This window comes from Burkholderia sp. L27(2015), from assembly GCF_009765705.1.
In the GTDB taxonomy this organism is placed as follows: domain Bacteria; phylum Pseudomonadota; class Gammaproteobacteria; order Burkholderiales; family Burkholderiaceae; genus LMUX01.
Genome location: NZ_LMUX01000021.1, coordinates 184,272 through 204,820, shown reverse-complemented (window position 1 = coordinate 204,820; position 20,549 = coordinate 184,272). Strand labels below are relative to the sequence as shown.

Here is a 20,549-nt window from a genome sequence, read left to right as displayed (position 1 = left end):
ATTCCCGACGCGACCAGGATGAGTTGAACAAAAAAAGACGCCCAACTAGGTGACTAGCGGGCGTCTTTTGTATTGCGATCACCCCGTCAAGCAAGGGCAAAGTCGCAAGTGCGGCTTAATCGACGTCTGTCATTCGACTTCGACTGCCTCAGGGTTCTGGTTGCGCGGCGCAGCGTTCTCGTCGAACGACAATTCCACCTTGTCGTTCTCGTCGACATCGACCGAAACGCGGCCGCCGCTGGCCAGCCGGCCGAACAACAATTCGTCGGCAAGCGCGCGACGTATCGTGTCCTGGATCAGCCGCTGCATCGGGCGCGCGCCCATCAGCGGATCAAAACCATTTTTCGCCAGGTAAGCACGCAACGCATCCGAGAACACCACGTCGACTTTCTTCTCGTGCAACTGATCTTCAAGTTGCATCAAGAATTTATCGACCACCCGCATGATGATTTCCTTGTCGAGCGAACGGAAGCTGATGATCGCGTCGAGTCGGTTGCGGAACTCGGGAGTGAACGCGCGTTTGATATCGCCCATTTCGTCGCCGGTCTCGCGCTTCGCCGTGAAACCCATGCTCGACTTCTGCAGCGCTTCAGCACCCGCATTGGTCGTCATGATGATGATGACGTTACGGAAATCGGCTTTGCGCCCATTATTGTCGGTCAGCGTGCCATGGTCCATGACCTGCAGCAGCACGTTATAGACATCCGGATGCGCTTTTTCGATTTCGTCGAGCAGCAGCACGCAATGTGGCTTCTTGGTGACAGCCTCGGTCAGCAAGCCGCCCTGATCGAATCCGACATAGCCCGGCGGCGCACCAATCAAACGGCTGACCGCATGGCGCTCCATGTATTCAGACATATCGAAGCGAATCAATTCGACACCCAGCGTGAACGCCAGTTGCTTGGCCACCTCGGTCTTGCCTACGCCTGTCGGTCCTGAGAACAGGAACGAGCCGATCGGCCGATCGATTTTACCCAAGCCCGCGCGCGCCATTTTGATTGCTGCGGCGAGCGCTTCGATCGCCGGATCCTGACCAAACACCACACTCTTCAAATCGCGATCCAGCGTTTGCAACTTGCTGCGATCGTCTTGTGACACGCTTTGCGGCGGGACACGGGCGATTTTCGAAATGATGTCTTCGATTTCAGCTTTGCCGATGGTCTTCTTCTGCTTCGACTTGGGCAGGATGCGCTGAGCAGCCCCTGCCTCATCGATCACGTCGATGGCCTTATCGGGCAAATGACGGTCGGTAATGAAGCGCGCCGACAATTCGGCAGCCGCAGTGAGTGCGCCAGCCGAATATTTCACGCCGTGATGCTCTTCGAACCGCGACTTGAGACCGCGCAGAATCGCGATGGTCTGCTCGACCGTCGGCTCGGACACGTCAACTTTCTGGAAACGACGCGATAAAGCAGCATCCTTCTCGAAAATGCCGCGATATTCCGTGAACGTCGTGGCACCGATGCACTTGAGCTGCCCCGACGACAATGCCGGCTTCAACAGATTCGACGCATCCAGCGTGCCGCCCGAAGCCGCACCGGCACCGATCAGCGTATGAATTTCGTCGATGAACAAGATCGCATGCGGACGATCCTTCAATTCCTTGAGGACCGTTTTCAGGCGTTGCTCGAAATCGCCGCGATACTTGGTTCCGGCCAGCAACGCGCCCATGTCCAGCGAGTACACCTGCGCGTCCGCCAGAATATCGGGCACCTCGCCACGCGTAATGCGCCAGGCCAGCCCTTCGGCGATTGCCGTCTTGCCCACACCGGCTTCGCCCACCAACAGCGGATTATTCTTGCGGCGGCGGCACAGCACCTGGACCACGCGCTCCACTTCGGGCTCGCGCCCGATCAGCGGATCGATCTTGCCGTCCTTGGCGAGCTGGTTCAGATTTTGCGTGAATTGGGCCAGCGGCGTTTCTTTCTGCCCTGCGCCTTCCTCGCCTTCAGGACCGGCTTCGGGCTTGGCCACTTCGCCCACGCCCGTCTTCGCAATGCCGTGCGAGATAAAATTCACCACATCCAGGCGGGTGACGCCCTGCTGTTGCAGGTAGTACACCGCGTGCGAATCCTTCTCGCCGAAGATGGCAACCAGCACGTTCGCGCCGGTCACTTCCTTCTTGCCATTCGAAGTCGACTGGACGTGCATGATTGCACGCTGAATCACCCGCTGGAAACCCAGCGTGGGCTGCGTGTCGACCTCGTCGGTGCCGGGCACCGTGGGCGTGTTGTCGTGGATGAAGTTACGTAAACTCTGGCGCAGATCTTCGATATTGGCCGCACACGCGCGCAAAACTTCGGCGGCAGTCGGGTTATCGAGCAGTGCGAGCAATAAATGCTCGACCGTGATGAACTCGTGCCGGGCCTGGCGTGCTTCCATAAACGCCATGTGCAGACTTACTTCCAGTTCCTGGGCAATCATGCTTCCTCCATCACGCATTGCAGCGGGTGCCCCGACTGCCGTGCATGGCTAACTACCTGCTCAACCTTGGTCGCAGCGACGTCGCGCGTATAGACCCCACATATTCCCTTACCGTCGCGATGCACCATCAGCATGATTTGCGTAGCCGTCTCGCGGTCTTTGTTGAAGTATTCCTGAATGACGGTCACGACGAATTCCATCGGCGTGAAATCGTCATTCAGCAACACCACCTTGTGCATGGCCGGCGGCTCGAGCTTTTGCTCCTTACGCTCAAGCACCGTGCCATTCTGTTTATCCGGGTAAATCGTCATACAACCATTTTGAACGACCCGCACCGAGCCTCAACCCTGCAAAATTCCGGTCGCTTTTGCGAAGGATCATTGCGGGCGGCGCAGTGCGCGTGATGAATCTGCTCCGCACACATGGTCCAACTGCTAGGGCAAAATGCGCCGCTGATCTCGCGTGCCCGGGCACCTGTGGCGGCATCCTTTGGGTGAGTATCGCACAACCTTAAAAACCTTGGTGAGAGGCGGTTATTCCACTGCGCAACGTCACCGCGTCCTCGCCTAACTGTGCCAGATCACGAAGCGATCCCGAGCCGTTTTCAGCTTCATTATGCGACTTTTCCGCGCCGGTTGCTTCCTCAAAACACCCTATTGCTCAAACGTTTGCGCACAAGCGCGAATCAGGCCACGAAACTAGGCCGGAAAGGTTAAAAAAATTCTTGACAGCCGATTAAAGAGCAAGAACAATCATTTTGGCAAATTCCCTTAAGTGATGATAATGCAGGGGAAAATGCCCGGGAGAGCTTGTACGGAGGGAACGGCGTGAGCCGTTGAGCTTTTCGAACGTGCTCATGTTGCAAGTAAAAAGAGTTGGGGGATGCGGTATGTCTACGGGTACGGTCAAGTGGTTCAATGATGCGAAGGGGTTTGGTTTCATTACGCCGGACGAAGGCGGAGAAGACCTATTTGCACATTTTTCGGCCATTCAAATGAACGGCTTCAAAACCCTTAAAGAGGGCCAGAAGGTGGTGTTTGAAGTCGTCCAGGGCCCCAAGGGTAAACAGGCGTCGAATATTCAGGCTCCGACCTGACTCGCGTCCTCTATCCTTTAGAGAAAACCCGGCTGCGGCCGGGTTTTTTTATGGGTTGGGTTTGGTGGCGCGTCAGCTCGCGATCGCGCTCTTCCCCGGTAACACGCCATGTAGACCAAATCGCCTTGACTCCTAGTCACCAGCATCCGGGTCATGCACGGTTGTGATGGATAAATGGTCTTTCATGAATTTCGAGCTGGAAGTGAGGGTGAGTAGCACCATGCCACCAAGCCGTCGCGCAAACTCGTCATCAATCCGATTGTCGAAGTCGTCAAGGGGTACATCGAAACTCGTGTGTTTCGCTAGCGTGGCGGCAATGTCGTTGACAGGAATATTGAACGTCGAGATCTTGTTCGTTCCTTCGTTATAGACGGACACACTGCATGTTTGGGCCTTCTGCGGCATCAATATCTCCTGCAATATTGACGACACCGAACGTGCGGGCCGTCGGATACCATCATCTATGGCTTCTCACTCACTGGGAATAGCGGGCGATGTAACGTTAATGTACTGTTTTAGTTCCGGCTGATGAACCGACAGCAGACCAAAGACTACGCCTCCCAGTCTCCTTGCAAATCCATCATCAAGCTTGAAGCTCTCATCCTTTAACGGCCAAGGGATAGTAAGTGCGGCCTGCACGAGTTTGGTTACCAATGTACAGTCTACCGAACAGGTCTGAATTGCCTGCTCATCAAAGCCTTCGCGTTGTTGATAGTTTGCAAATTCCAGAAAAACACGCGATCACCCATATGGGTTCTCAGTCGATCGGACGAGCCGGCGGCGTTCGATCTAGCGGCGCAATGGATTGCTCGGTCACAAACATGAGCGTCTTTAACTCTGGCTTGAATAGAGCCAAGCAATTGAGAATGGCGACGCCGAAACGGCGCGCAAATTCATCATCAATTTTTCCACCGAAGTCATCCAACAGTATCGGGTATACGGTCCCGGTGAGAAGCGGCTTTAAGCTGGCGTCATCGACCGTCTGAAAAGTCAATTCTTTGTTCGCTTGGTCGTAGTTGACGACAATGGATTTGGGTTGCTTCGGCTTATTCATATTGGTTGTGTGAATCCCATGCAGATGTTGTAATTGAAGCGTGCTCGCTCAACGCACGCTTGGACGGTTCCGTAGCCCCCCATTGCGTTGCCAATAGACCGACACATATCTTGGTCTGCTTCCCACTTTGTCATGCATCCATTTCCTCCACTGGTGACAGGTGGAATGATGCCGCGCTCTGTTCGAGGTCGCCAATTGTGCCCGGCGAGTACTCAAATGGCTGCGCGTCGCCGAGCGGTGTTGATGTCGGAGCGCGATCCCTCGTTAAAACATCGTCGCCATCCTCTGTAGGCGGCCATCGTGAATTTGTAGCCAGCCTCGACAGCCCGCTTTTCTTCCCTGGTGAAAAATATACCCTTCGAATAATCCTCTTTGCGATACAGCATGTATCGACACGACGAATCGGTCTTCAGCTCTGTGCTCATTGATAGATTCCATCCCTAGCATCGCGGGCAAATCTATCAGATCAACAGCGTTATTTACGGGATGCTTCCGCGCTTAGTTCGGGCGCTCTCCCCCGTCTTTTCAACACATCAGACGTAATGCAAATACCGCGATAGAAAAAAACAGACCCCCGGCCATCGCATTGATGGGCGGGGGTCTGCGGAACTACCCGATATGTGGCGATACGTGCTTACATATTTTCGATCAAGACCTGTCCGAAACCTGAACACGAAACTTGCGTCGCCCCTTCCATCAAACGCGCGAAGTCATACGTCACCCGCTTCTGCAAAATCGACTTTTCCATCGAATGAATAATCGCGTCGGCCGCTGCGATCCAACCCATGTGGCGCAACATCATTTCCGCCGACAGAATCTCCGAGCCCGGGTTCACGTAATCCTTGCCCGCATATTTCGGCGCTGTGCCGTGAGTCGCTTCAAACATCGCGACCGAATCCGACATATTGGCGCCCGGAGCAATGCCGATGCCGCCAACTTGTGCCGCCAATGCATCCGAAACATAATCGCCGTTCAGGTTCAGCGTCGCAATCACGTCGTATTCAGCAGGACGCAGCAGAATCTGCTGCAGGAATGCATCCGCGATCACATCCTTGACGACGATGTCGTTGCCGGTCTTCGGGTTCTTGAATTTCATCCACGGACCGTCGTCGATCAGCACCGCGCCAAATTCTTGCAGAGCCAGTTCATAGCCCCAATCGCGGAAGCCACCCTCGGTGAACTTCATGATATTGCCCTTGTGTACCAAGGTCAGCGAACGGCGGTTGTTGTCGATCGCGTATTGCAACGCCTTGCGCACTAGGCGCTGCGTGCCTTCGCGCGAAACCGGCTTGACACCGATGCTCGACGTTTCCGGGAAACGGATCTTGGAGACGCCCATTTCTTCGCGCAGGAATTTGATCAGTTTCTTCGCGCCATCCGACCCGGCGGGCCATTCGATACCGGCGTAAATATCCTCGGAGTTTTCTCGGAAAATCACCATATTGGTTTTTTCCGGCTCGCGCACCGGTGAGGGCACGCCCTTGAAATACCGGATAGGACGCAGGCACACGTACAAGTCGAGTTGCTGGCGCAGCGCCACGTTCAGCGAACGGATCCCGCCACCGATCGGCGTCGTGAGCGGTCCCTTGATGGAGATGACATACTCCTTCACCGCATCGAGCGTTTCATCCGGCAACCAGACATCCGGCCCGTAGATCTTGGTCGCCTTCTCGCCTGCGAACACTTCCATCCAACTGATTTTTTTCTTGTCGCCGTAAGCCTTTTCCACAGCCGCGTCGACGACCTTGATCATCACCGGGGTAATGTCCGCGCCCGTGCCGTCGCCTTCGATGAACGGAATGATAGGCTGGTCAGGCACGTTGAGAGAAAAATCCTTGTTGACGGTGATTTTTTCACCGGCAGGAACCTTGATGTGCTGATACGCCATGATCGACTCCAATATTGGGCTTGCACTAGAGTGTTATGAAATTGAGCGCGCTCGGCACAGGCGGCGCGGCGAACCGGTAGTTTATCCCACGTCGAAACGCCAAACCGTATAGTCGACCCGACCATTTCTTAAACGGTCGGCCGAAGGTCGTGCGAGGCTTCTGTGGAGGGCTTGTGGCCGCTCAAAGCGCCGACGTGCGATCAAAAAGTTTCGTTGGGATATTTCTTGCTGGCGAATTTTCGCAGGGAAACGCGCGGCGCGACCGGGTTGCGGTGGACGTCCTCGCCTAGGGCGATGCTTAAATTATTTCTTGAGTCTTATATAAGACCAAAGACTTCCGCTTCAGATTATGCATTATTATTTCGTCCGTTGCCATAATGGCAAACCGCTAGCCTACTCTGTCCCGCACCGATGCGTCTGATCGCCCTGAACAAGCCGTTCGGCATGATTTGCCAGTTTTCGCCTCACGAAGCGCGCCCTTCGCTCGCGGACTGCGTGTCGATTCCGGGCGTCTATCCGGCGGGCCGGCTCGATGCGGATAGTGAAGGATTGCTGCTGCTCACAGATGATGGCGCCCTGCAGGCGCGCATCGCCGAGCCGCGCCACAAGCTTGTCAAACGCTACTGGGCGCAAGTCGAGGGCATTCCCGACAATGTCGCGCTGGCTCGTCTTGCGCAAGGCGTCGATCTGGGCGATTACGTCACCAAGCCGGCGCGTGCGCGTCTGATCGATGCCCCCGACACGCTCTGGGCCCGCAACCCGCCGATTCGCTATCGCGCCAATTTGCCGACGGCCTGGATCGAACTCGCCATCGTCGAAGGCAAAAACCGTCAAGTCAGACGCATGACCGCCGCGATCGGGCACCCCACGTTGCGGCTCGTACGCTGCGCGATCGGCGCGCTCGACGTGTTCGAGTTGAACCTCGCACCCGGCGAATCGTGCGAACTCGACCCGCGCTCGCCCTGGGCGTGATGTCGGCTAAACGAAAGGCAAAACGAAAAGCACAACCGTCGTCAACCATCTGACACGCCGCGCGTTAATCGATGTGGCTTGGACGCTCTTGCGACCGGTCAACGATGAAGGGTGAAGTGAGATGATCTTCGGACGTTCTCTTTGAACCTCAAAAGTTGGTGGGCTGCTTTCGATTTGTCGATTTGCGTGTCAACCGAAAAAAACTCAATACGTTTACCGAACTGACTCATTGACCGGGTCATTTGGTTAATCAAATTTAATTCTGTGAGATTTTCATGAAAAAACTGATCGCTGCCCTGATCGCTGGCCTGTTCGCTACCGCTGCATTCGCTCAAGCTTCGGCTCCCGCTGCTGCACCGGCTGCTAGCACCGCCGCTGCTAAACCGGCTGCTAAGAAGAAAGCAACCGCACACAAAGCTAAGAAGTCGACGAAGAAAGCAGCTTCGGCTGCTGCTGCTAGCAGCGCGCAATAAGTTTGCAAGGCGGCTGAGTTGGGTAACCGAGTAAGCCGCCTGTAAGAAGCAGACCCGACGCGAGGGCTTTCGTCCCTTACGTCTTGAAAGGCAGATCGCTATATGCAATCTGCCTTTTTCATTTGTGCGGCAGATCGCGTAACATGCGCAGAGTCCTTGTTGTTACGGTCTATGGAGCTTTCTGTGCGTTCTGACGATTCTCATTATTCTATGTCTCGGTCTTCCGAGCCGCGCTCTTCAGCGTGGACCTCTATCTTTGGCCAGGCTGCGGGTCGTGTTGCAGCCCTTGCGGCAACCCGCGTTGCAGCCGATCTCGCGCGTCTGTCGCGTCGTGCTGCTGCCGTGGCACTGCCGATGCTGGGCGCAGCCGTGCTGTTCGCCATGCAGCCGCAAGCCGCCGGTGCGCAATCGCCCGGCGTGCCTGCCGGTATGAAACAACCGGGCGACTTTCCCAAGGTAAAACTGACGGTCGGCATGTATTTGATCGATGCGTCGGTCGCCGCCAATGAAGCAGACCGCGAGCAAGGGTTGATGTACCGCAACAAGCTCGCGCCCAATGAAGGCATGTTGTTCGTCTTCGACGAAAACGCCGGGCACTGCTTCTGGATGAAAAATACCGAGATACCGTTGTCGATTGCCTTTATTCGCGACGACGGCATCATCACCGATCTGGACGAGATGAAGGCGGAAACGACCGACAATCATTGTCCGACTCATAACGGCCGGTACGCGCTGGAAATGAGCAAGGGTTGGTTTGCAGCCAAGGGTATCAAGCCGGGCGCGCAGATTACGGGACTGCCTCAACCCTGAGTTGCCGCGCTGCGCTGACTTATTTCGCTGACTTATTTGGCTCACTTAACTCGCAGAGTTGCCCGCTACCGAAGCGTCGCAATTCTTGCGTGAAATCCGAGCGATTTACCAAAAACACGCCATCGAAAAAGCGACGTACACTGAGTCGGAATCGTCGCCGTGAAGAACGTCACGGCGCCCCTTTTCCATTTTCAGGAGCGTAGCGTGAGTGCATCCGATGTCCCCGTAGACTGGCGCGACAATGGCGTCAAAGTGATCAAAAGCGACCAGCTCGATTCCAACACCGCACAAACGCCGGGTATGAATCGCGCCGCCGCGATCAACAAAGCCCGGGTCGGCGCTCAGAAGATCTGGGCCGGCACCGTGCGCATCGACCCCAACGCGAAAACCGGTGCGCATCACCACGGCGAACTGGAAAGCGTGATCTATGTGTTATCTGGCAAAGCGCGCATGCGCTGGGGCGAACATCTGGAATTCACCGCCGAGGCCGACGCGGGCGATTTCATATTCATCCCGCCCTTCGTGCCCCATCAGGAAATCAATGCACGCACCGATGAGCCGCTCGAATGCATCCTGATGCGCAGCGACAGTGAAGCTGTGGTGGTGAACCTCGATATCGACGCCGTCGAGACACCGGAGAAAGTCTACTGGGTGGATCCGATACACAAGCATCCGCATGAGCACGCACATGAGCATGGCCACACCCATGATCACGCTGATACCGACGACCATGACCGCGCCCCCGGTGCTTAGCCCTGATTCAGGATTCTTGCGCTAAGGTCTGTGCCGGCGTGCTGATAACGTCCGCGCCAATTCCGGCTGGCACGATCGCGCGCGGCGCCATGGCCGAAGCACGGCCGGCGCTCGGTAGTTGCTCGACCGAAGTCCAGTCGGGATCGGGGATTTCGGTAAACACCTGCCTGAGGCGCTCTCCCCAGGTGTTATGAATCATCTGGAAATAAGCGTTTTCACTGTCGAGCTGGGCGAAGTGGGACACGCGCAGGCTATCGCGCTCATACACCAGCAAATCAAGCGGCAAACCGACCGATACATTGGAGCGCAGGGTCGAGTCCATCGACACTAGCGCGCACTTTGCGGCTTCGTGCAGCGGCGTATCCGGGGTAAGAACCCGATCGATAATGGGCTTGCCGTATTTCGCCTCACCGATCTGAAAATACGGATTAACGGTCGACACCTCGATGAAGTTGCCCGCCGAGTAAATCTGGAATAACCGCATTGCCTGACCGCGAATTTGGCCGCCCAGCAAAAAACTGCAATTGAATTCGACGCCGAATTCCTGCAAGGGCTGCGCATGCAGGTGGTGCACCTCGCGCACCGCTTCGCCGATCACGCGCGCAGCCTCATAGACGTTGGGCACATTCCAAAGCGAAGCGCGCTCGGGCGCCGCGGGTTCCACGAGCAATTGCAGCACCGACTGGGTCAGCGCCAGATTGCCGGCCGCCAGCACCACCAGCACGCGTTCGCCGGGCTGCTCGAACACGGTCATCTTGCGAAACGTGCTGACATGGTCGACACCCGCGTTGGTACGGGTGTCCGAGAGAAACACCAAGCCCTCACGCACGCTCATTGCTACACAGTAAGTCATAAATCGATTCGGTAAAAAAAGCGGCTGGCCATGGACAAAACCCCGTTGCAGCCTGAAGCGCTGCAACGGGGTCCAAGTGTTCCGGTGCTGCATGGCGCGGGTAGTGTATCCCAAATCGCCAGCCTATCCGCCGCCGCCCTACGCGCCCAATCCCAGCGTGCCCAGCGGCATTCAACGACTCACTGATTCGTGATTCGGTCCACCGCGACCGTCACCGCCATTTCTTCGCTACCGCCGCCAACGCGCATCCCACGCACCGGCGCCGCCGTCTCGTAGTCACGACCGACCGCCACCCGGCAGTACTTTTCGCTGGCAAAACACGCATGCGAAACATCGACCGAAACCCAGCCCGAGCCCTCCAGCCAAACGTCGACCCACGCGTGGCTGGCCACGTCCTGCACGTCGCCGGCGTCCAGATAGCCGCTGACATAACGGGCCGGCAAGCCGCGCGCGCGGCAGCACGCGAGCATCAGATGCGCGTGATCCTGGCAGACCCCGTGACCCAACTCGAGCGCCTCGACTGCGGTGCTGGTCACCTCGGTGATGCCAGTCCGGTACGCGACCCGCGAACCGATCACGCTCGCCAGTTGGATCAAGTCCGCGGGTGTTTCCAGCGGCCCGCACTCGTGCCCGAGCGCGTCGAGCGCCGTATTGGGCGTCGACAAACGCGTCTGACACGTAAAGTGCGGCAGCGGTATCGGGCCGGCCCCCTCCAGCAGCCGACCGTCCTGCAACGCCACGGTTTCAATCTCACCCTCGACCAGCAGGACGATTTCGCGGTGCGGGCGTGTCAGCACCAGCGTATGCAACGGATTGCCGTAGGTATCGTAGGACAACACCAGTTTGTTCGGCGCATCGATGTTCCAGCGGATAACGAATTGCGACGGCGTATTCGACGGCGTCTGCCTTATTTGCTGGATCGAATACTGAACATGCGTCCCGTAGTGATAAATCGTTTCATGACGAATAGAAAAGCGCATGGAAAACTCCAGTCAGGCAACCGGCAACAACAAAAAGGTTTCGCTTACGCGGTTACCGAGCTCATACACGCGGGCGAGAAATTGCGTCAGATACGCGTGCAGGCCGCCCTCGAGAATCTGCGGAATATCGGCATACTGCAGCTCGGCGCGCAGCTTGCCGGCCTCCCGCTCGCAGTCGTGCGAATAGTCGTTGCGCAGCTTCTTCAAGTTGTCGCACACGCCGTCGAGCGCCGCTAGCAAAGAACGCGGCATGCTGCGATTGAGCATCAGCAAATCGATCACGCGATCCGACGTCACCACGTCTCGATAGACCTTGCGATAGATTTCCAGCGCCGACACCGAACTGAGAATCGACGTCCAGTAATAAAAATCTTCCAGTTGCGCCGACGAATCGGACAGATCGCGCGGCTCGCGCTCGGCATCGAGAAAACGCACGTCAAGGATCCGCGCGGTATTGTCGGCGCGTTCCAGGAACGTGCCCAAACGGGTGAAGAAATACGCGTCGTCGTGGTAAGCGGTGCCGGTGGTCACTCCGCGCGACAAATGCGAGCGGTATTTGACCCACTCGAACAGCGAGCCCGGATCGATCGCGAGCAGATCATCCTTGAGCAATTGCGTGAACTTCAGCCAGGTCGAATTGACGGTTTCCCACGCTTCGGTGGTCAAGGTCCCGCGCACGGCGCGCGCGTTCTCACGCGCAGCCTGCAAAAAGCAGTAAATGCTCGACGGGTTGCGCGGATCGGAAACCAAAAAGCGCAGCACGCTTTCCTGCGTCAGCGGTTCACCGCGTTCCAGGAATGCGGGTTCCAATTCGGAAATTCGCAATACCGCCCGCAGGCTGCGGTTCTCCTGATTGTGGCTTTGCGGCAGCAAGCGCGCCTGCATCGTGACGTCGAGCATGCGCGCGGTATTCTCGGCACGCTCCATGTAGCGTGCCATCCAGAACAAGTGGTCGGCTGTGCGGCTTAGCATGCGGCCTCCCGGCAGATGACGTTCAGAGGATAGTTGTTCATTTCTCAATCACCCAGGTGTCTTTGGTGCCGCCGCCTTGCGAGGAATTGACCACTAGCGAGCCTTCACGCAAAGCCACTCGCGTCAGGCCGCCCGCCACCATCGAAACGTTTTTCCCCGACAGCACGAAAGGCCGCAAATCGATATGGCGCGGCGCGATGCCCGATTCGACGAAAGTCGGACAGGATGACAATGCCAGCGTCGGCTGGGCGATATACCCGTGGGGGTGCGCGATCAAGCGGGCACGGAACGACTCGATTTCCGCTTTGGTCGACGCCGGCCCGACCAGCATGCCGTAGCCGCCCGCGCCGTGCACTTCCTTCACAACCAGCTCGGGCAGGTGCGCCAGCACATAGCTCAAGTCCTCGGGCTTGCGGCACTGGTAGGTCGGCACGTTATTCAGGATCGGCTGCTCGCCCAGATAGAACTGGATCATGTCCGGCACGAACGGGTAGATCGACTTATCGTCCGCCACGCCGGTACCCAGCGCATTGGCCAGCACCACGCGGCCGGCCCGATACACCGACAAGAGGCCCGGAACGCCAAGCGCCGAATCGTTGCGAAACGCGAGCGGATCGAGAAAGTCGTCGTCCAGCCGCCGATAGATCACATCCACGCGCTGCGGCCCGTGTGTGGTGCGCATGAACACACTGTTATCGTCGACGAACAGATCCTTGCCTTCGACCAGCTCGACGCCCATTTGTTGGGCGAGGAACGCATGTTCGAAGTAGGCCGAGTTGTACATGCCCGGCGTAAGCACCACGACCGTCGGATTATCCACACCGGGTGGCGCCGCGGAGCGCAGCGATTCGAGCAGCAGGTCGGGATAGTGCGCCACGGGCGCAATGCGGTTCTGGACGAATAATTCAGGGAAAAGCCGCATCGTCATCTTGCGGTTTTCCAGCATGTACGACACCCCCGACGGCACGCGCAGGTTGTCCTCCAGCACGTAAAACGCACCGTTTTCGTCGTCGCCCGCTCTCACCATGTCGATGCCGGCAATGTGCGCGTAGATGTCACGCGGCACGTCCACCCCCTGCATTTCGGGGCGGTACTGCGCGTTGGTGTAGATCTGCTCGGCCGGAATCACCCCGGCACGGATGATGTTCTGCTGATGATAGACGTCGTGCAAAAACATGTTGAGCGCCTTGACCCGCTGGCGCAAACCGTTTTGCAGCATCTGCCACTCGTCCGGTGGAATAATGCGCGGAATCAGATCGAATGGGATTAGCCGCTCGGTGCCGGACAGATCGCCGTCGACCGCGAAGGTAATACCAACGCGCCGGAAAACCAGGTCGGCTTCCGCACGTTTGCGTGCCATGGTCTCGCTCGGTTGCCGGGAGAGCCACTGACAAAAGCGATCGTAATGGGCACGAACGTCACCCGACTCACGCTGCATCTCGTTATACGACCGCATGGGAACCATTGAGCCTCCTGAACGTATAACGCTGTTGATCCGCTTTCTCTAGCAAGTGTCGTACCGGCGCTGATCGGACGCCCTAAGCTGCTGAGGAGCAAGACTATTCTCGCCCATGCCCGAATTGCGGGCCAATAGCTATCTGCACCGTGGCGGTGCCCTGGCTATCGCGCGCCTTCACCACGGCGCACTAAGCCAGCGCATTCCCGCGCGCAGTCACGTACCGGGCGCTCAAGCAGGCCGCCGCTGCGCCTTGTGCCGTGCCTTACGCCGTGCTTTGGGCTCTGTCTTGCGCTGTGCTTCACGCTTTGTCTCAAATTGCCAGCACATCCATCCTACTACGCCCCAAAAAGATCGAGCCAAGAAAATGTGAGCCTGGCACACGCTTTGCTCTTCTCCTTGCAAGCCGCCCACCCGGCGGCCACCCCAAGCAGGATTTGCCCCATTTTTGGTCCACCTTGCTTGTATACAACGAATGTATGCACCACCTCTGGTAACCGATGCCCCAAACCGTCTCGTCCGCTGAACTCGCCGAACGCCTGATCGACGCCGTCATGGCTGGGCGACTCGCCCCGGGTACACGCCTGGGCGAGCAGCAGCTCGCCGACCTGTTCGAAGTGTCGCGCACGATCGTGCGCGAGGCGCTCACGCGGCTGACCGTGCGTGGCGTGGTGGAAGTAAATGCGCGGCGCGGCTGGTTTGTCGTCACGCCCTCGCCCAACGACGCGCGCGAAGCGTTCGAGGCGCGCCGCGTGATCGAAACCGGCCTGCTGCTGGAAGCCGCTCATGCGCTCACGCCGGCCAGCCTGCGCAAGCTGCGCAACCACCTGTCGCGCGAGCGCTTAGCCATTGACACCGAAGACGCCGCGCAACGCAGCTGGTTACTCGGCGATTTTCACGTATGCCTGGCCGAATGCCTTGGCAACGGCCACTTGGCCGACATCCTGCGCGACCTGACCACCCGTACCCAGCTGATTTCGATGCTCTATCAATCCAGCCATGAAGCCAGCCATTCGTGCGACGAACACGTCGAAATCGTCGATGCGCTCGAACGCGGCGATATCGACGGCGCGGTGCTGCTGATGCGCCAGCACCTGCAGCACATCGCCTCCGAACTCCAGTTAGCTGCGCCCACCGATCCGCTGGACGCCATGCGCAACACGCTAGCTCCCGTGCCGGCCGCGGTCTCGCGCCGACTACAGGCCGGCCGAGGTCCCGGCGTTACCCATCTTCCCGCCCCACCCTCCACGACTGCTAAAGAGAGAAACTCATGAAACTGCACCGTTTGATCGCCACCCTGTTTGCCGCGGCCGCGCTGAGCGCGGCATCGTTTGCCCACGCCGATGCGCTCGACGACATCATCGCCTCCAAGACGCTGAAGGTCGCCGTGCCGCAGGATTTCCCCCCGTTCGGCTCGGTTGGCCCCGACCTGCGCCCCGTCGGCTACGACATCGACACCGCGAAATACCTGGCGCAAAAACTCAACGTGGTGCTCGAATTGGTGCCCGTGACCAGCGCCAACCGGATTCCCTACCTCACCACACGCAAGGTCGACCTGGTCATTTCCAGCCTTGGCGAAAATCCCGAGCGCGATAAGGTGATCGATTTTTCGGTGCCCTATGCGCCGTTCTATAACGGCGTATTCGGGCCGGCTAGCGAGAAGGTCAGCAAAGCGGATGATCTGGCCGGCAAGACCGTCGGTGTGACCCGTGGCGCGATCGAAGATATCGAGCTGAGCAAGATCGCCCCGCCCACCGCCGTGATCAAGCGTTACGAAGACAACAACAGCACCATCAGCGCATTCCTCTCGGGCCAGGTCGAGCTGATCGCCTCGGGCAACGTCGTGGCCGCCGCGATTCTCGCCAAGAACCCGCCCAAGAAACCGGAGCCGAAATTCCTGATCAAGGACTCGCCCTGCGAGATCGGCTTGAACAAGGACGAGCCACGCCTGAAAGCCAAGATCAACGCGCTAATCGAGCAAGGTAAGAAAGACGGCAGCTTCGATCGTATTTCGCAAACCTGGCTGAACGCCAAGCTGCCGGCCAACCTGTAATCAGCGAGCTGACGCCGCCGTCCAACCGTAGCAACACTCAGAGCGTCCCATGCGATATCACTTCAATTTCGGCGATGTGCTGGCCTACTACCCGCTGCTGCTTAAGGGCGCGTTGCTGACGCTCGAGCTGATCGCGGTCGGCGGCGTATGCGGCATTGCGCTGGGCATCTTCGGCGCGTGGGCGCGCAGTTACGGCCCACGGCCTTTGAAAACGGCAGTCGGCGCTTATGTCGAGATCGTGCGCAACACGCCGTTCCTGGTCCAGCTGTTCTTTATCTTCTTCGGCTTGCCCAGCGCCGGCATTCAGCTCACCGAACTGGAAGCGGCGTCGCTGGCCATGGTGTTCAATCTCGGCGCCTATAGCACCGAGATCATCCGTGCCGGCGTGGACGCCGTGCCGCGCGGTCAGATCGAAGCCGGCATGTGCCTGGCGATGACGCGGTTGCAGGTGTTTCGCCATGTCGTGTTGCGCCCGGCGCTGCAAAAAATCTGGCCCGCGCTATCGAGCCAGGTCGTGATCGTAATGCTGGGCTCGGCTGCGTGTTCGCAGATCGCGGTGGAAGACTTGACCTTCGCGGCCAACTTCATCCAGTCGCGCAATTTCCGCGCCTTCGAGGCGTATTTCATCGCGACCGGTATCTACCTGGTGCTCGCCATTTTCGTGCGGCAAGTGATGCGGCAAATCGGCATACAGTTATTTCCGCGCAAGGTGAAACGATGAGCGACTTTACTCTCTGGGATATCGCCCGCGGCCTGCTGCTTTCGGCACGCTGGACGATTGCGCTATCGCTGGTCGCGTTTATCGGCGGCGGTGTGGTCGGCTTGCTGGTCCTGCTGCTGCGCACTGGGCGCGGCAACGCCTTGCCGGCCGCAGCCCGCACTTACATCGAACTGTTTCAAGGCACGCCGCTGTTGATGCAGTTGTTCATCGCATTTTTTGGTTTATCGCTGCTCGGCGTCGACACCACGCCATGGAGCGCCGCCAGCCTCGCATTGACGCTGTGGGCCAGCGCGTTCCTTGCTGAAATCTGGCGCGGCTGCGTCGACGCCGTGCCGCGCGGCCAGTGGGAAGCCTCGTCGTCGCTGGCCATGGGCTATTTGCAGCAAATGCGCCACGTCGTGTTGCCGCAAGCGATGCGCATTGCGATCGCGCCCACCGTCGGTTTTTCGGTGCAGGTGATCAAGGGTACGGCGCTGGCCTCCATCATCGGCTTCATGGAGATTTCCAAGGCCGGCACCATCATTACCAATGCCACCTTCAAGCCCTTCACCGTCTACGCGATGGTCGCGGCGCTCTATTTCATCTTGTGCTGGCCGCTCTCGCGTCTGGCCAAACACCTCGAGAGGAAGCTCAATGCCGCTCATCATCATTGATAACGTACACAAGCATTTCGGCGCCAACCATGTGCTCAAGGGCGTGAGCCTGTCGATCGAGGCTGGCGAAGTGATTGCCGTGATCGGCAAGAGCGGCTCCGGCAAAAGTACCCTGCTGCGCTGCGTGAACGGGCTGGAAGCCATTAGCGAAGGCAGCATCACGGTCGACGAAGTCCCCGTCAGCACGCACGAAACGCATCTGCGCGAACTGCGCCTCAAGGTCGGCATGATCTTCCAGCAGTTCAATTTGTTCCCGCATCTCTCGGCCGGGCGCAACGTAATGTTGTCGCAGCAAGTGGTCAAGAAGACCGCAACCGATGAAGCCGAGCGCATCGCTCGCGATATGCTGGGACGCGTTGGTCTCGCCGAAAAATTCGATGCCATGCCCGATCAGCTCTCGGGTGGGCAGCAGCAGCGCGTGGCCATCGCGCGGGCGCTGGCGATGCAGCCGCGCGCGCTGTTGTGCGACGAGATCACCTCGGCGCTCGACCCGGAATTGGTCAATGAAGTGCTCGCTGTCGTGCGTGCACTGGCCGACGCCGGTATGACGCTCATGATGGTCACGCACGAGATGCGCTTCGCGCGCGAAGTCTGCGATCGCGTGATCTTCATGCATCAGGGTAAAGTACACGAGACGGGCGCGCCCGAGGAGTTTTTCAGTCGCCCGAAAACGCCCGAACTGCAGCAGTTTCTCGGCATGGTCGCGGCTTGATTGTGCATAGCCTGTTTTACGGAGTCGCTTGATGCGCTTTGGAACCCGTCTGATACAACAAGCCGACGATCTGGCGCGCTTCACGCAGGACGACAGTCGCCTCACGCGCACCTATCTGACGCCGCAACACCGTCAAGCCGGCGACTACCTGCTTGCGCTGATGCGCGACGCTGGCATGCAGGCCGACTACGATGCGCTGGGCAATGTGGTGGGCCGCTATGCCGGCCTCACGCCCGACGCGCCGGTAATCATGTCCGGCTCGCACTTGGACAGCGTAGTCGATGCGGGCAAGTACGACGGCCTATTTGGCATCCTCACCGCGATCGCTTGTGTCCATGATCTCAACGCACGCGCCGTGCGCCTGCCGCACGCAATTGAGGTCATCGGTTTTGGCGATGAGGAAGGCGTGCGCTTCAATGTCACGATGGTCGGGTCGGCCGCGATGAGCGGCCACTTCGATCCGGCGTGGCTGGAGATGGCCGACGACGCGGGGCTCTCGATGCGCGATGCAATTGGCCGTTTCGGCGGCTACGCTGACGGTTGGCCGACACTGCAACGCGACTTCAGCCGCGTCGCCTGCTTCGTCGAAAGTCATATCGAACAGGGTCCGGTGCTGCTCGATGCCGGCCTGCCGGTGGGCGTGGTCACGGCGATTGCCGGCTGCACGCGCGTCAAGGTCAGCGTCACCGGCTTGGCGGGACACGCGGGCACGGTGCCCATGCCGGGGCGTCGCGACGCCCTCGCCGCCGCCGCCGAAATGGCGCTGGCAGTCGAGCAGTTGGCGCAAGCGCGCGCGCCACACCTTGTCGCCACCGTCGGCAAGTTCAGCGTCGCCGGCGGCGGAGCCGTGAATGTGATCCCCGGCCACGTGGAGTTCTCGATCGATCTGCGTTCAGGCGACGACGCGCAACGCCTCGATGCACTCCAGGCGCTGCACGACAACCTCGCCGGCATTGCGCAGCGCCGTCGCGTGGAATTCACCTGGGCGCCCTACTACGCGCTCACCGCGTCGCCATGCGCGCCGTCGCTGCAAAAACGCATGGCCGACGCCATCGCCGCGCATGGCGTGAGCGTTAAACATTTGCCTAGCGGGGCTGGCCATGACGCGATGCAATTTGCCCCGGTTACCCCGACCGCGATGCTGTTCGTGCGCTGCGGCAATGGCGGCATCAGCCACAACCCGCTCGAAACCATGACGGCGGAAGACGCGGAGATCGCCACCTCGGTCCTGCTGCATTTCATTGAACATTTTGCCCGGCCTTGAGCCTGGCAGGGTCTTACCTTAACAAGCCTTACCTTAGCGAGTCTGCATGACTGTCCAACCCGTATCGTCACCCGTGTACGATGAACTCGATCGTTGGATCGACCAGCACTTCGACGCACAAACCCGCTTTCTGCAAGCACTGGTCCAAATTCCGACCGATACCCCACCCGGCGACAACGCGCCGCATGCGCAGCGCACCGCGGCATTGCTCGGCGAGTTCGGCTTGAACGTCGAAGTGCATCCGGTGCCTGCGGCCGAAGTCCTTTCCGCAGGTATGCAAAGCATTACCAACCTGATCGTGCGGCGCCATTTCGGCGCGGGCCCGACCATCGCGCTCAACGCGCACGGCGATGTCGTGCCCCCGGGCGATGGCTGGCGGCACCCGCCATACGACGCGACGATCGAGGCCGGCAAGCTGTACGGTCGGGCTGCCGCCGTCAGCAAGAGCGATTTCGCAACCTATACCTTTGCGCTGCGCGCGTTGGAAGCCTTGCACACGCCACTGGCGGGCACGGTGGAACTGCACTTCACCTATGACGAGGAATTCGGTGGCGAACTCGGGCCAGGCTGGCTGCTGCGCACGGGGCTCAGCCGCCCCGACTACGTGATCGCCGCCGGCTTTTCTTATGAAGTCGTCACGGCTCACAACGGCTGCCTGCAAATGGAAGTGACCGTGCACGGCAAGATGGCTCACGCGGCAATTCCCGCCAGCGGCGTCGATGCGTTACAAGGCGCGGTCGGCATCCTGAACGCGCTGTACGCGCAGAATGCGCGTTACCGCGAACAGCGCTCGCAGGTTCCGGGGATCGACCACCCCTACCTGAACGTAGGCTGGATCGCCGGGGGTACGAACACCAACGTGGTGCCAGGGAAAGTCACCTTCAAGCTCGACCGGCGCATGATCCCGGAAGAAGACCCGCAAGCGGTGGAAGCCGGCTTGCGCGCCCTGATCGAAGCGACTGCGGCTCAAGTGCCCGGGATCAAGGTCGAGATCAAACGTTTGCTGTTGGCGCGTGCGATGACACCGACGCCGGCCATCGCGCCGTTAGTCGAGGCATTGCAGCGGCATGGGCTCGCGGTGCTGGGCGAACCGCTGGCTGCGCGCGGCACACCGCTTTACACCGACGCGCGCCTCTATGCGCAAGCGGGTGCTGCGGCCGTCCTGTACGGGGCCGGCCCACGCACCGTGCTCGAATCGAACGCCAAGCGCGCCGATGAACATCTGGTGCTCGAAGACTTGCGGCGCGCCACCAAAGTGGTGGCGCGCACGCTCTACGATGTGTTGCAGGCCCGCGCCACGGCGGCCATTTTGTAACGACGGAGCACGCGAACCGAAGACCCCCGGCGCTGCGGTGACTGGTCATAAGTCACCGCTTCCACTACAGTGGGCAGTGTCTCGGACCGGAGATTCGCGT

Annotated in this window: 20 protein-coding genes and 1 pseudogene; 12 read left to right on the top strand and 9 right to left on the bottom strand. The window is 59.2% G+C overall.

Annotated elements, in window-relative coordinates:
* Positions 1–129: 129 nt before the first annotated feature.
* On the bottom strand, positions 130–2,424 hold the full coding sequence (gene clpA / locus GSQ77_RS19365) for an ATP-dependent Clp protease ATP-binding subunit ClpA (RefSeq protein ID WP_158904406.1): 2,295 nt from the start codon (positions 2,422–2,424) through the stop codon (positions 130–132).
* Positions 2,421–2,735, bottom strand: coding sequence for an ATP-dependent Clp protease adapter ClpS (gene clpS / locus GSQ77_RS19360; protein ID WP_158904405.1), 315 nt, complete (start codon positions 2,733–2,735; stop codon positions 2,421–2,423). The genes clpA and clpS overlap by 4 nt, the downstream gene beginning before the upstream one ends.
* A 578-nt stretch (positions 2,736–3,313) precedes the next feature.
* Here clpS and GSQ77_RS19355 point away from each other — a divergent pair.
* A complete protein-coding gene (locus GSQ77_RS19355) occupies positions 3,314–3,520 on the top strand; it encodes a cold-shock protein (protein WP_158906356.1) in 207 nt (68 codons plus the stop codon).
* Positions 3,521–3,652: 132 nt separating this feature from the next.
* On the opposite strand, the gene GSQ77_RS19350 is transcribed toward GSQ77_RS19355, so the two are convergent.
* The 3 genes from GSQ77_RS19350 to icd form a co-directional block, all read right to left on the bottom strand.
* Positions 3,653–3,925, bottom strand: coding sequence for a hypothetical protein (locus tag GSQ77_RS19350; protein WP_158904404.1), 273 nt, complete (start codon positions 3,923–3,925; stop codon positions 3,653–3,655).
* Between the two features lie 352 nt (positions 3,926–4,277).
* On the bottom strand, positions 4,278–4,574 hold the full coding sequence (locus tag GSQ77_RS19345) for a hypothetical protein (protein WP_158904403.1): 297 nt from the start codon (positions 4,572–4,574) through the stop codon (positions 4,278–4,280).
* A 634-nt stretch (positions 4,575–5,208) separates the two neighbouring features.
* Entirely contained in the window at positions 5,209–6,462 is a 1,254-nt protein-coding gene (gene icd / locus GSQ77_RS19340; protein ID WP_158904402.1) for an NADP-dependent isocitrate dehydrogenase, read from the bottom strand.
* Between the two features lie 411 nt (positions 6,463–6,873).
* On the opposite strand from icd, the gene GSQ77_RS19335 reads away from it, so the two are divergent.
* The 4 genes and pseudogenes from GSQ77_RS19335 to GSQ77_RS19320 form a co-directional block, all read left to right on the top strand.
* The gene (locus GSQ77_RS19335) at positions 6,874–7,434 is read left to right on the top strand and encodes a pseudouridine synthase (RefSeq protein WP_158904401.1); all 561 of its coding nucleotides are present in this window, start codon (positions 6,874–6,876) and stop codon (positions 7,432–7,434) included.
* A gap of 275 nt (positions 7,435–7,709) precedes the next feature.
* Complete coding sequence (locus GSQ77_RS19330; RefSeq protein ID WP_158904400.1) at positions 7,710–7,907, top strand: hypothetical protein; 198 nt, start codon at positions 7,710–7,712, stop codon at positions 7,905–7,907.
* Between the two features lie 354 nt (positions 7,908–8,261).
* Complete coding sequence (locus GSQ77_RS19325; protein ID WP_158906354.1) at positions 8,262–8,717, top strand: DUF192 domain-containing protein; 456 nt, start codon at positions 8,262–8,264, stop codon at positions 8,715–8,717.
* 204 nt (positions 8,718–8,921) lie between these two features.
* A pseudogene (locus GSQ77_RS19320) lies at positions 8,922–9,401 on the top strand (cupin domain-containing protein); the annotation flags it as partial.
* A gap of 76 nt (positions 9,402–9,477) precedes the next feature.
* Here GSQ77_RS19320 and GSQ77_RS19315 read toward each other — a convergent pair.
* From GSQ77_RS19315 to GSQ77_RS19300, 4 genes are all read right to left on the bottom strand, one after another.
* The gene (locus GSQ77_RS19315) at positions 9,478–10,323 is read right to left on the bottom strand and encodes a proteasome-type protease (RefSeq protein ID WP_158904398.1); all 846 of its coding nucleotides are present in this window, start codon (positions 10,321–10,323) and stop codon (positions 9,478–9,480) included.
* A 179-nt stretch (positions 10,324–10,502) separates the two neighbouring features.
* Positions 10,503–11,303, bottom strand: a complete 801-nt coding sequence (locus GSQ77_RS19310; protein ID WP_158904397.1) for a transglutaminase family protein — start codon at positions 11,301–11,303, stop codon at positions 10,503–10,505.
* A gap of 12 nt (positions 11,304–11,315) precedes the next feature.
* Positions 11,316–12,275, bottom strand: a complete 960-nt coding sequence (locus GSQ77_RS19305) for an alpha-E domain-containing protein (RefSeq protein ID WP_158904396.1) — start codon at positions 12,273–12,275, stop codon at positions 11,316–11,318.
* A gap of 37 nt (positions 12,276–12,312) precedes the next feature.
* Complete coding sequence (locus GSQ77_RS19300; RefSeq protein WP_158906353.1) at positions 12,313–13,731, bottom strand: circularly permuted type 2 ATP-grasp protein; 1,419 nt, start codon at positions 13,729–13,731, stop codon at positions 12,313–12,315.
* 500 nt (positions 13,732–14,231) lie between these two features.
* Here GSQ77_RS19300 and GSQ77_RS19295 point away from each other — a divergent pair, with 500 nt between their 5' ends.
* The 7 genes from GSQ77_RS19295 to GSQ77_RS19265 are packed head-to-tail and all read left to right on the top strand — an operon-like array spanning position 14,232 to position 20,449.
* Positions 14,232–15,005: a GntR family transcriptional regulator gene (locus GSQ77_RS19295; protein ID WP_158904395.1), complete on the top strand. Its 774-nt coding sequence runs from the start codon at positions 14,232–14,234 to the stop codon at positions 15,003–15,005.
* Positions 15,002–15,784 (top strand): transporter substrate-binding domain-containing protein, encoded by a 783-nt coding sequence (locus tag GSQ77_RS19290; RefSeq protein WP_158904394.1) that lies wholly within the window; start codon positions 15,002–15,004, stop codon positions 15,782–15,784. The genes GSQ77_RS19295 and GSQ77_RS19290 overlap by 4 nt, the downstream gene beginning before the upstream one ends.
* Positions 15,785–15,833: 49 nt before the next feature.
* Entirely contained in the window at positions 15,834–16,505 is a 672-nt protein-coding gene (locus tag GSQ77_RS19285; RefSeq protein ID WP_158904393.1) for an amino acid ABC transporter permease, read from the top strand.
* A complete protein-coding gene (locus GSQ77_RS19280; RefSeq protein WP_158904392.1) occupies positions 16,502–17,158 on the top strand; it encodes an amino acid ABC transporter permease in 657 nt (218 codons plus the stop codon). The genes GSQ77_RS19285 and GSQ77_RS19280 overlap by 4 nt, the downstream gene beginning before the upstream one ends.
* Positions 17,139–17,870: an amino acid ABC transporter ATP-binding protein gene (locus tag GSQ77_RS19275; RefSeq protein ID WP_158904391.1), complete on the top strand. Its 732-nt coding sequence runs from the start codon at positions 17,139–17,141 to the stop codon at positions 17,868–17,870. The genes GSQ77_RS19280 and GSQ77_RS19275 overlap by 20 nt, the downstream gene beginning before the upstream one ends.
* 31 nt (positions 17,871–17,901) lie before the next feature.
* Positions 17,902–19,134, top strand: a complete 1,233-nt coding sequence (locus GSQ77_RS19270; protein ID WP_158904390.1) for an allantoate amidohydrolase — start codon at positions 17,902–17,904, stop codon at positions 19,132–19,134.
* 46 nt (positions 19,135–19,180) lie between these two features.
* Positions 19,181–20,449: a M20/M25/M40 family metallo-hydrolase gene (locus GSQ77_RS19265; RefSeq protein ID WP_158904389.1), complete on the top strand. Its 1,269-nt coding sequence runs from the start codon at positions 19,181–19,183 to the stop codon at positions 20,447–20,449.
* Positions 20,450–20,549 lie beyond the last annotated feature (100 nt).

Coding starts and splice junctions, on each gene's coding strand:
- GSQ77_RS19305 (WP_158904396.1), bottom strand. CDS start 12,275: ATGCTAAGCCGCACAGCCGACCACTTGTTCTGGATGGCACGCTACATG.
- clpA (WP_158904406.1), bottom strand. CDS start 2,424: ATGATTGCCCAGGAACTGGAAGTAAGTCTGCACATGGCGTTTATGGAA.
- GSQ77_RS19310 (WP_158904397.1), bottom strand. CDS start 11,303: ATGCGCTTTTCTATTCGTCATGAAACGATTTATCACTACGGGACGCAT.
- GSQ77_RS19335 (WP_158904401.1), top strand. CDS start 6,874: ATGCGTCTGATCGCCCTGAACAAGCCGTTCGGCATGATTTGCCAGTTT.
- GSQ77_RS19330 (WP_158904400.1), top strand. CDS start 7,710: ATGAAAAAACTGATCGCTGCCCTGATCGCTGGCCTGTTCGCTACCGCT.
- clpS (WP_158904405.1), bottom strand. CDS start 2,735: ATGACGATTTACCCGGATAAACAGAATGGCACGGTGCTTGAGCGTAAG.
- GSQ77_RS19275 (WP_158904391.1), top strand. CDS start 17,139: ATGCCGCTCATCATCATTGATAACGTACACAAGCATTTCGGCGCCAAC.
- GSQ77_RS19300 (WP_158906353.1), bottom strand. CDS start 13,731: ATGCGGTCGTATAACGAGATGCAGCGTGAGTCGGGTGACGTTCGTGCC.
- GSQ77_RS19345 (WP_158904403.1), bottom strand. CDS start 4,574: ATGAATAAGCCGAAGCAACCCAAATCCATTGTCGTCAACTACGACCAA.
- GSQ77_RS19355 (WP_158906356.1), top strand. CDS start 3,314: ATGTCTACGGGTACGGTCAAGTGGTTCAATGATGCGAAGGGGTTTGGT.
- GSQ77_RS19350 (WP_158904404.1), bottom strand. CDS start 3,925: ATGCCGCAGAAGGCCCAAACATGCAGTGTGTCCGTCTATAACGAAGGA.
- GSQ77_RS19295 (WP_158904395.1), top strand. CDS start 14,232: ATGCCCCAAACCGTCTCGTCCGCTGAACTCGCCGAACGCCTGATCGAC.
- GSQ77_RS19285 (WP_158904393.1), top strand. CDS start 15,834: ATGCGATATCACTTCAATTTCGGCGATGTGCTGGCCTACTACCCGCTG.
- GSQ77_RS19315 (WP_158904398.1), bottom strand. CDS start 10,323: ATGACTTACTGTGTAGCAATGAGCGTGCGTGAGGGCTTGGTGTTTCTC.
- GSQ77_RS19270 (WP_158904390.1), top strand. CDS start 17,902: ATGCGCTTTGGAACCCGTCTGATACAACAAGCCGACGATCTGGCGCGC.
- icd (WP_158904402.1), bottom strand. CDS start 6,462: ATGGCGTATCAGCACATCAAGGTTCCTGCCGGTGAAAAAATCACCGTC.
- GSQ77_RS19265 (WP_158904389.1), top strand. CDS start 19,181: ATGACTGTCCAACCCGTATCGTCACCCGTGTACGATGAACTCGATCGT.
- GSQ77_RS19290 (WP_158904394.1), top strand. CDS start 15,002: ATGAAACTGCACCGTTTGATCGCCACCCTGTTTGCCGCGGCCGCGCTG.
- GSQ77_RS19325 (WP_158906354.1), top strand. CDS start 8,262: ATGCTGGGCGCAGCCGTGCTGTTCGCCATGCAGCCGCAAGCCGCCGGT.
- GSQ77_RS19280 (WP_158904392.1), top strand. CDS start 16,502: ATGAGCGACTTTACTCTCTGGGATATCGCCCGCGGCCTGCTGCTTTCG.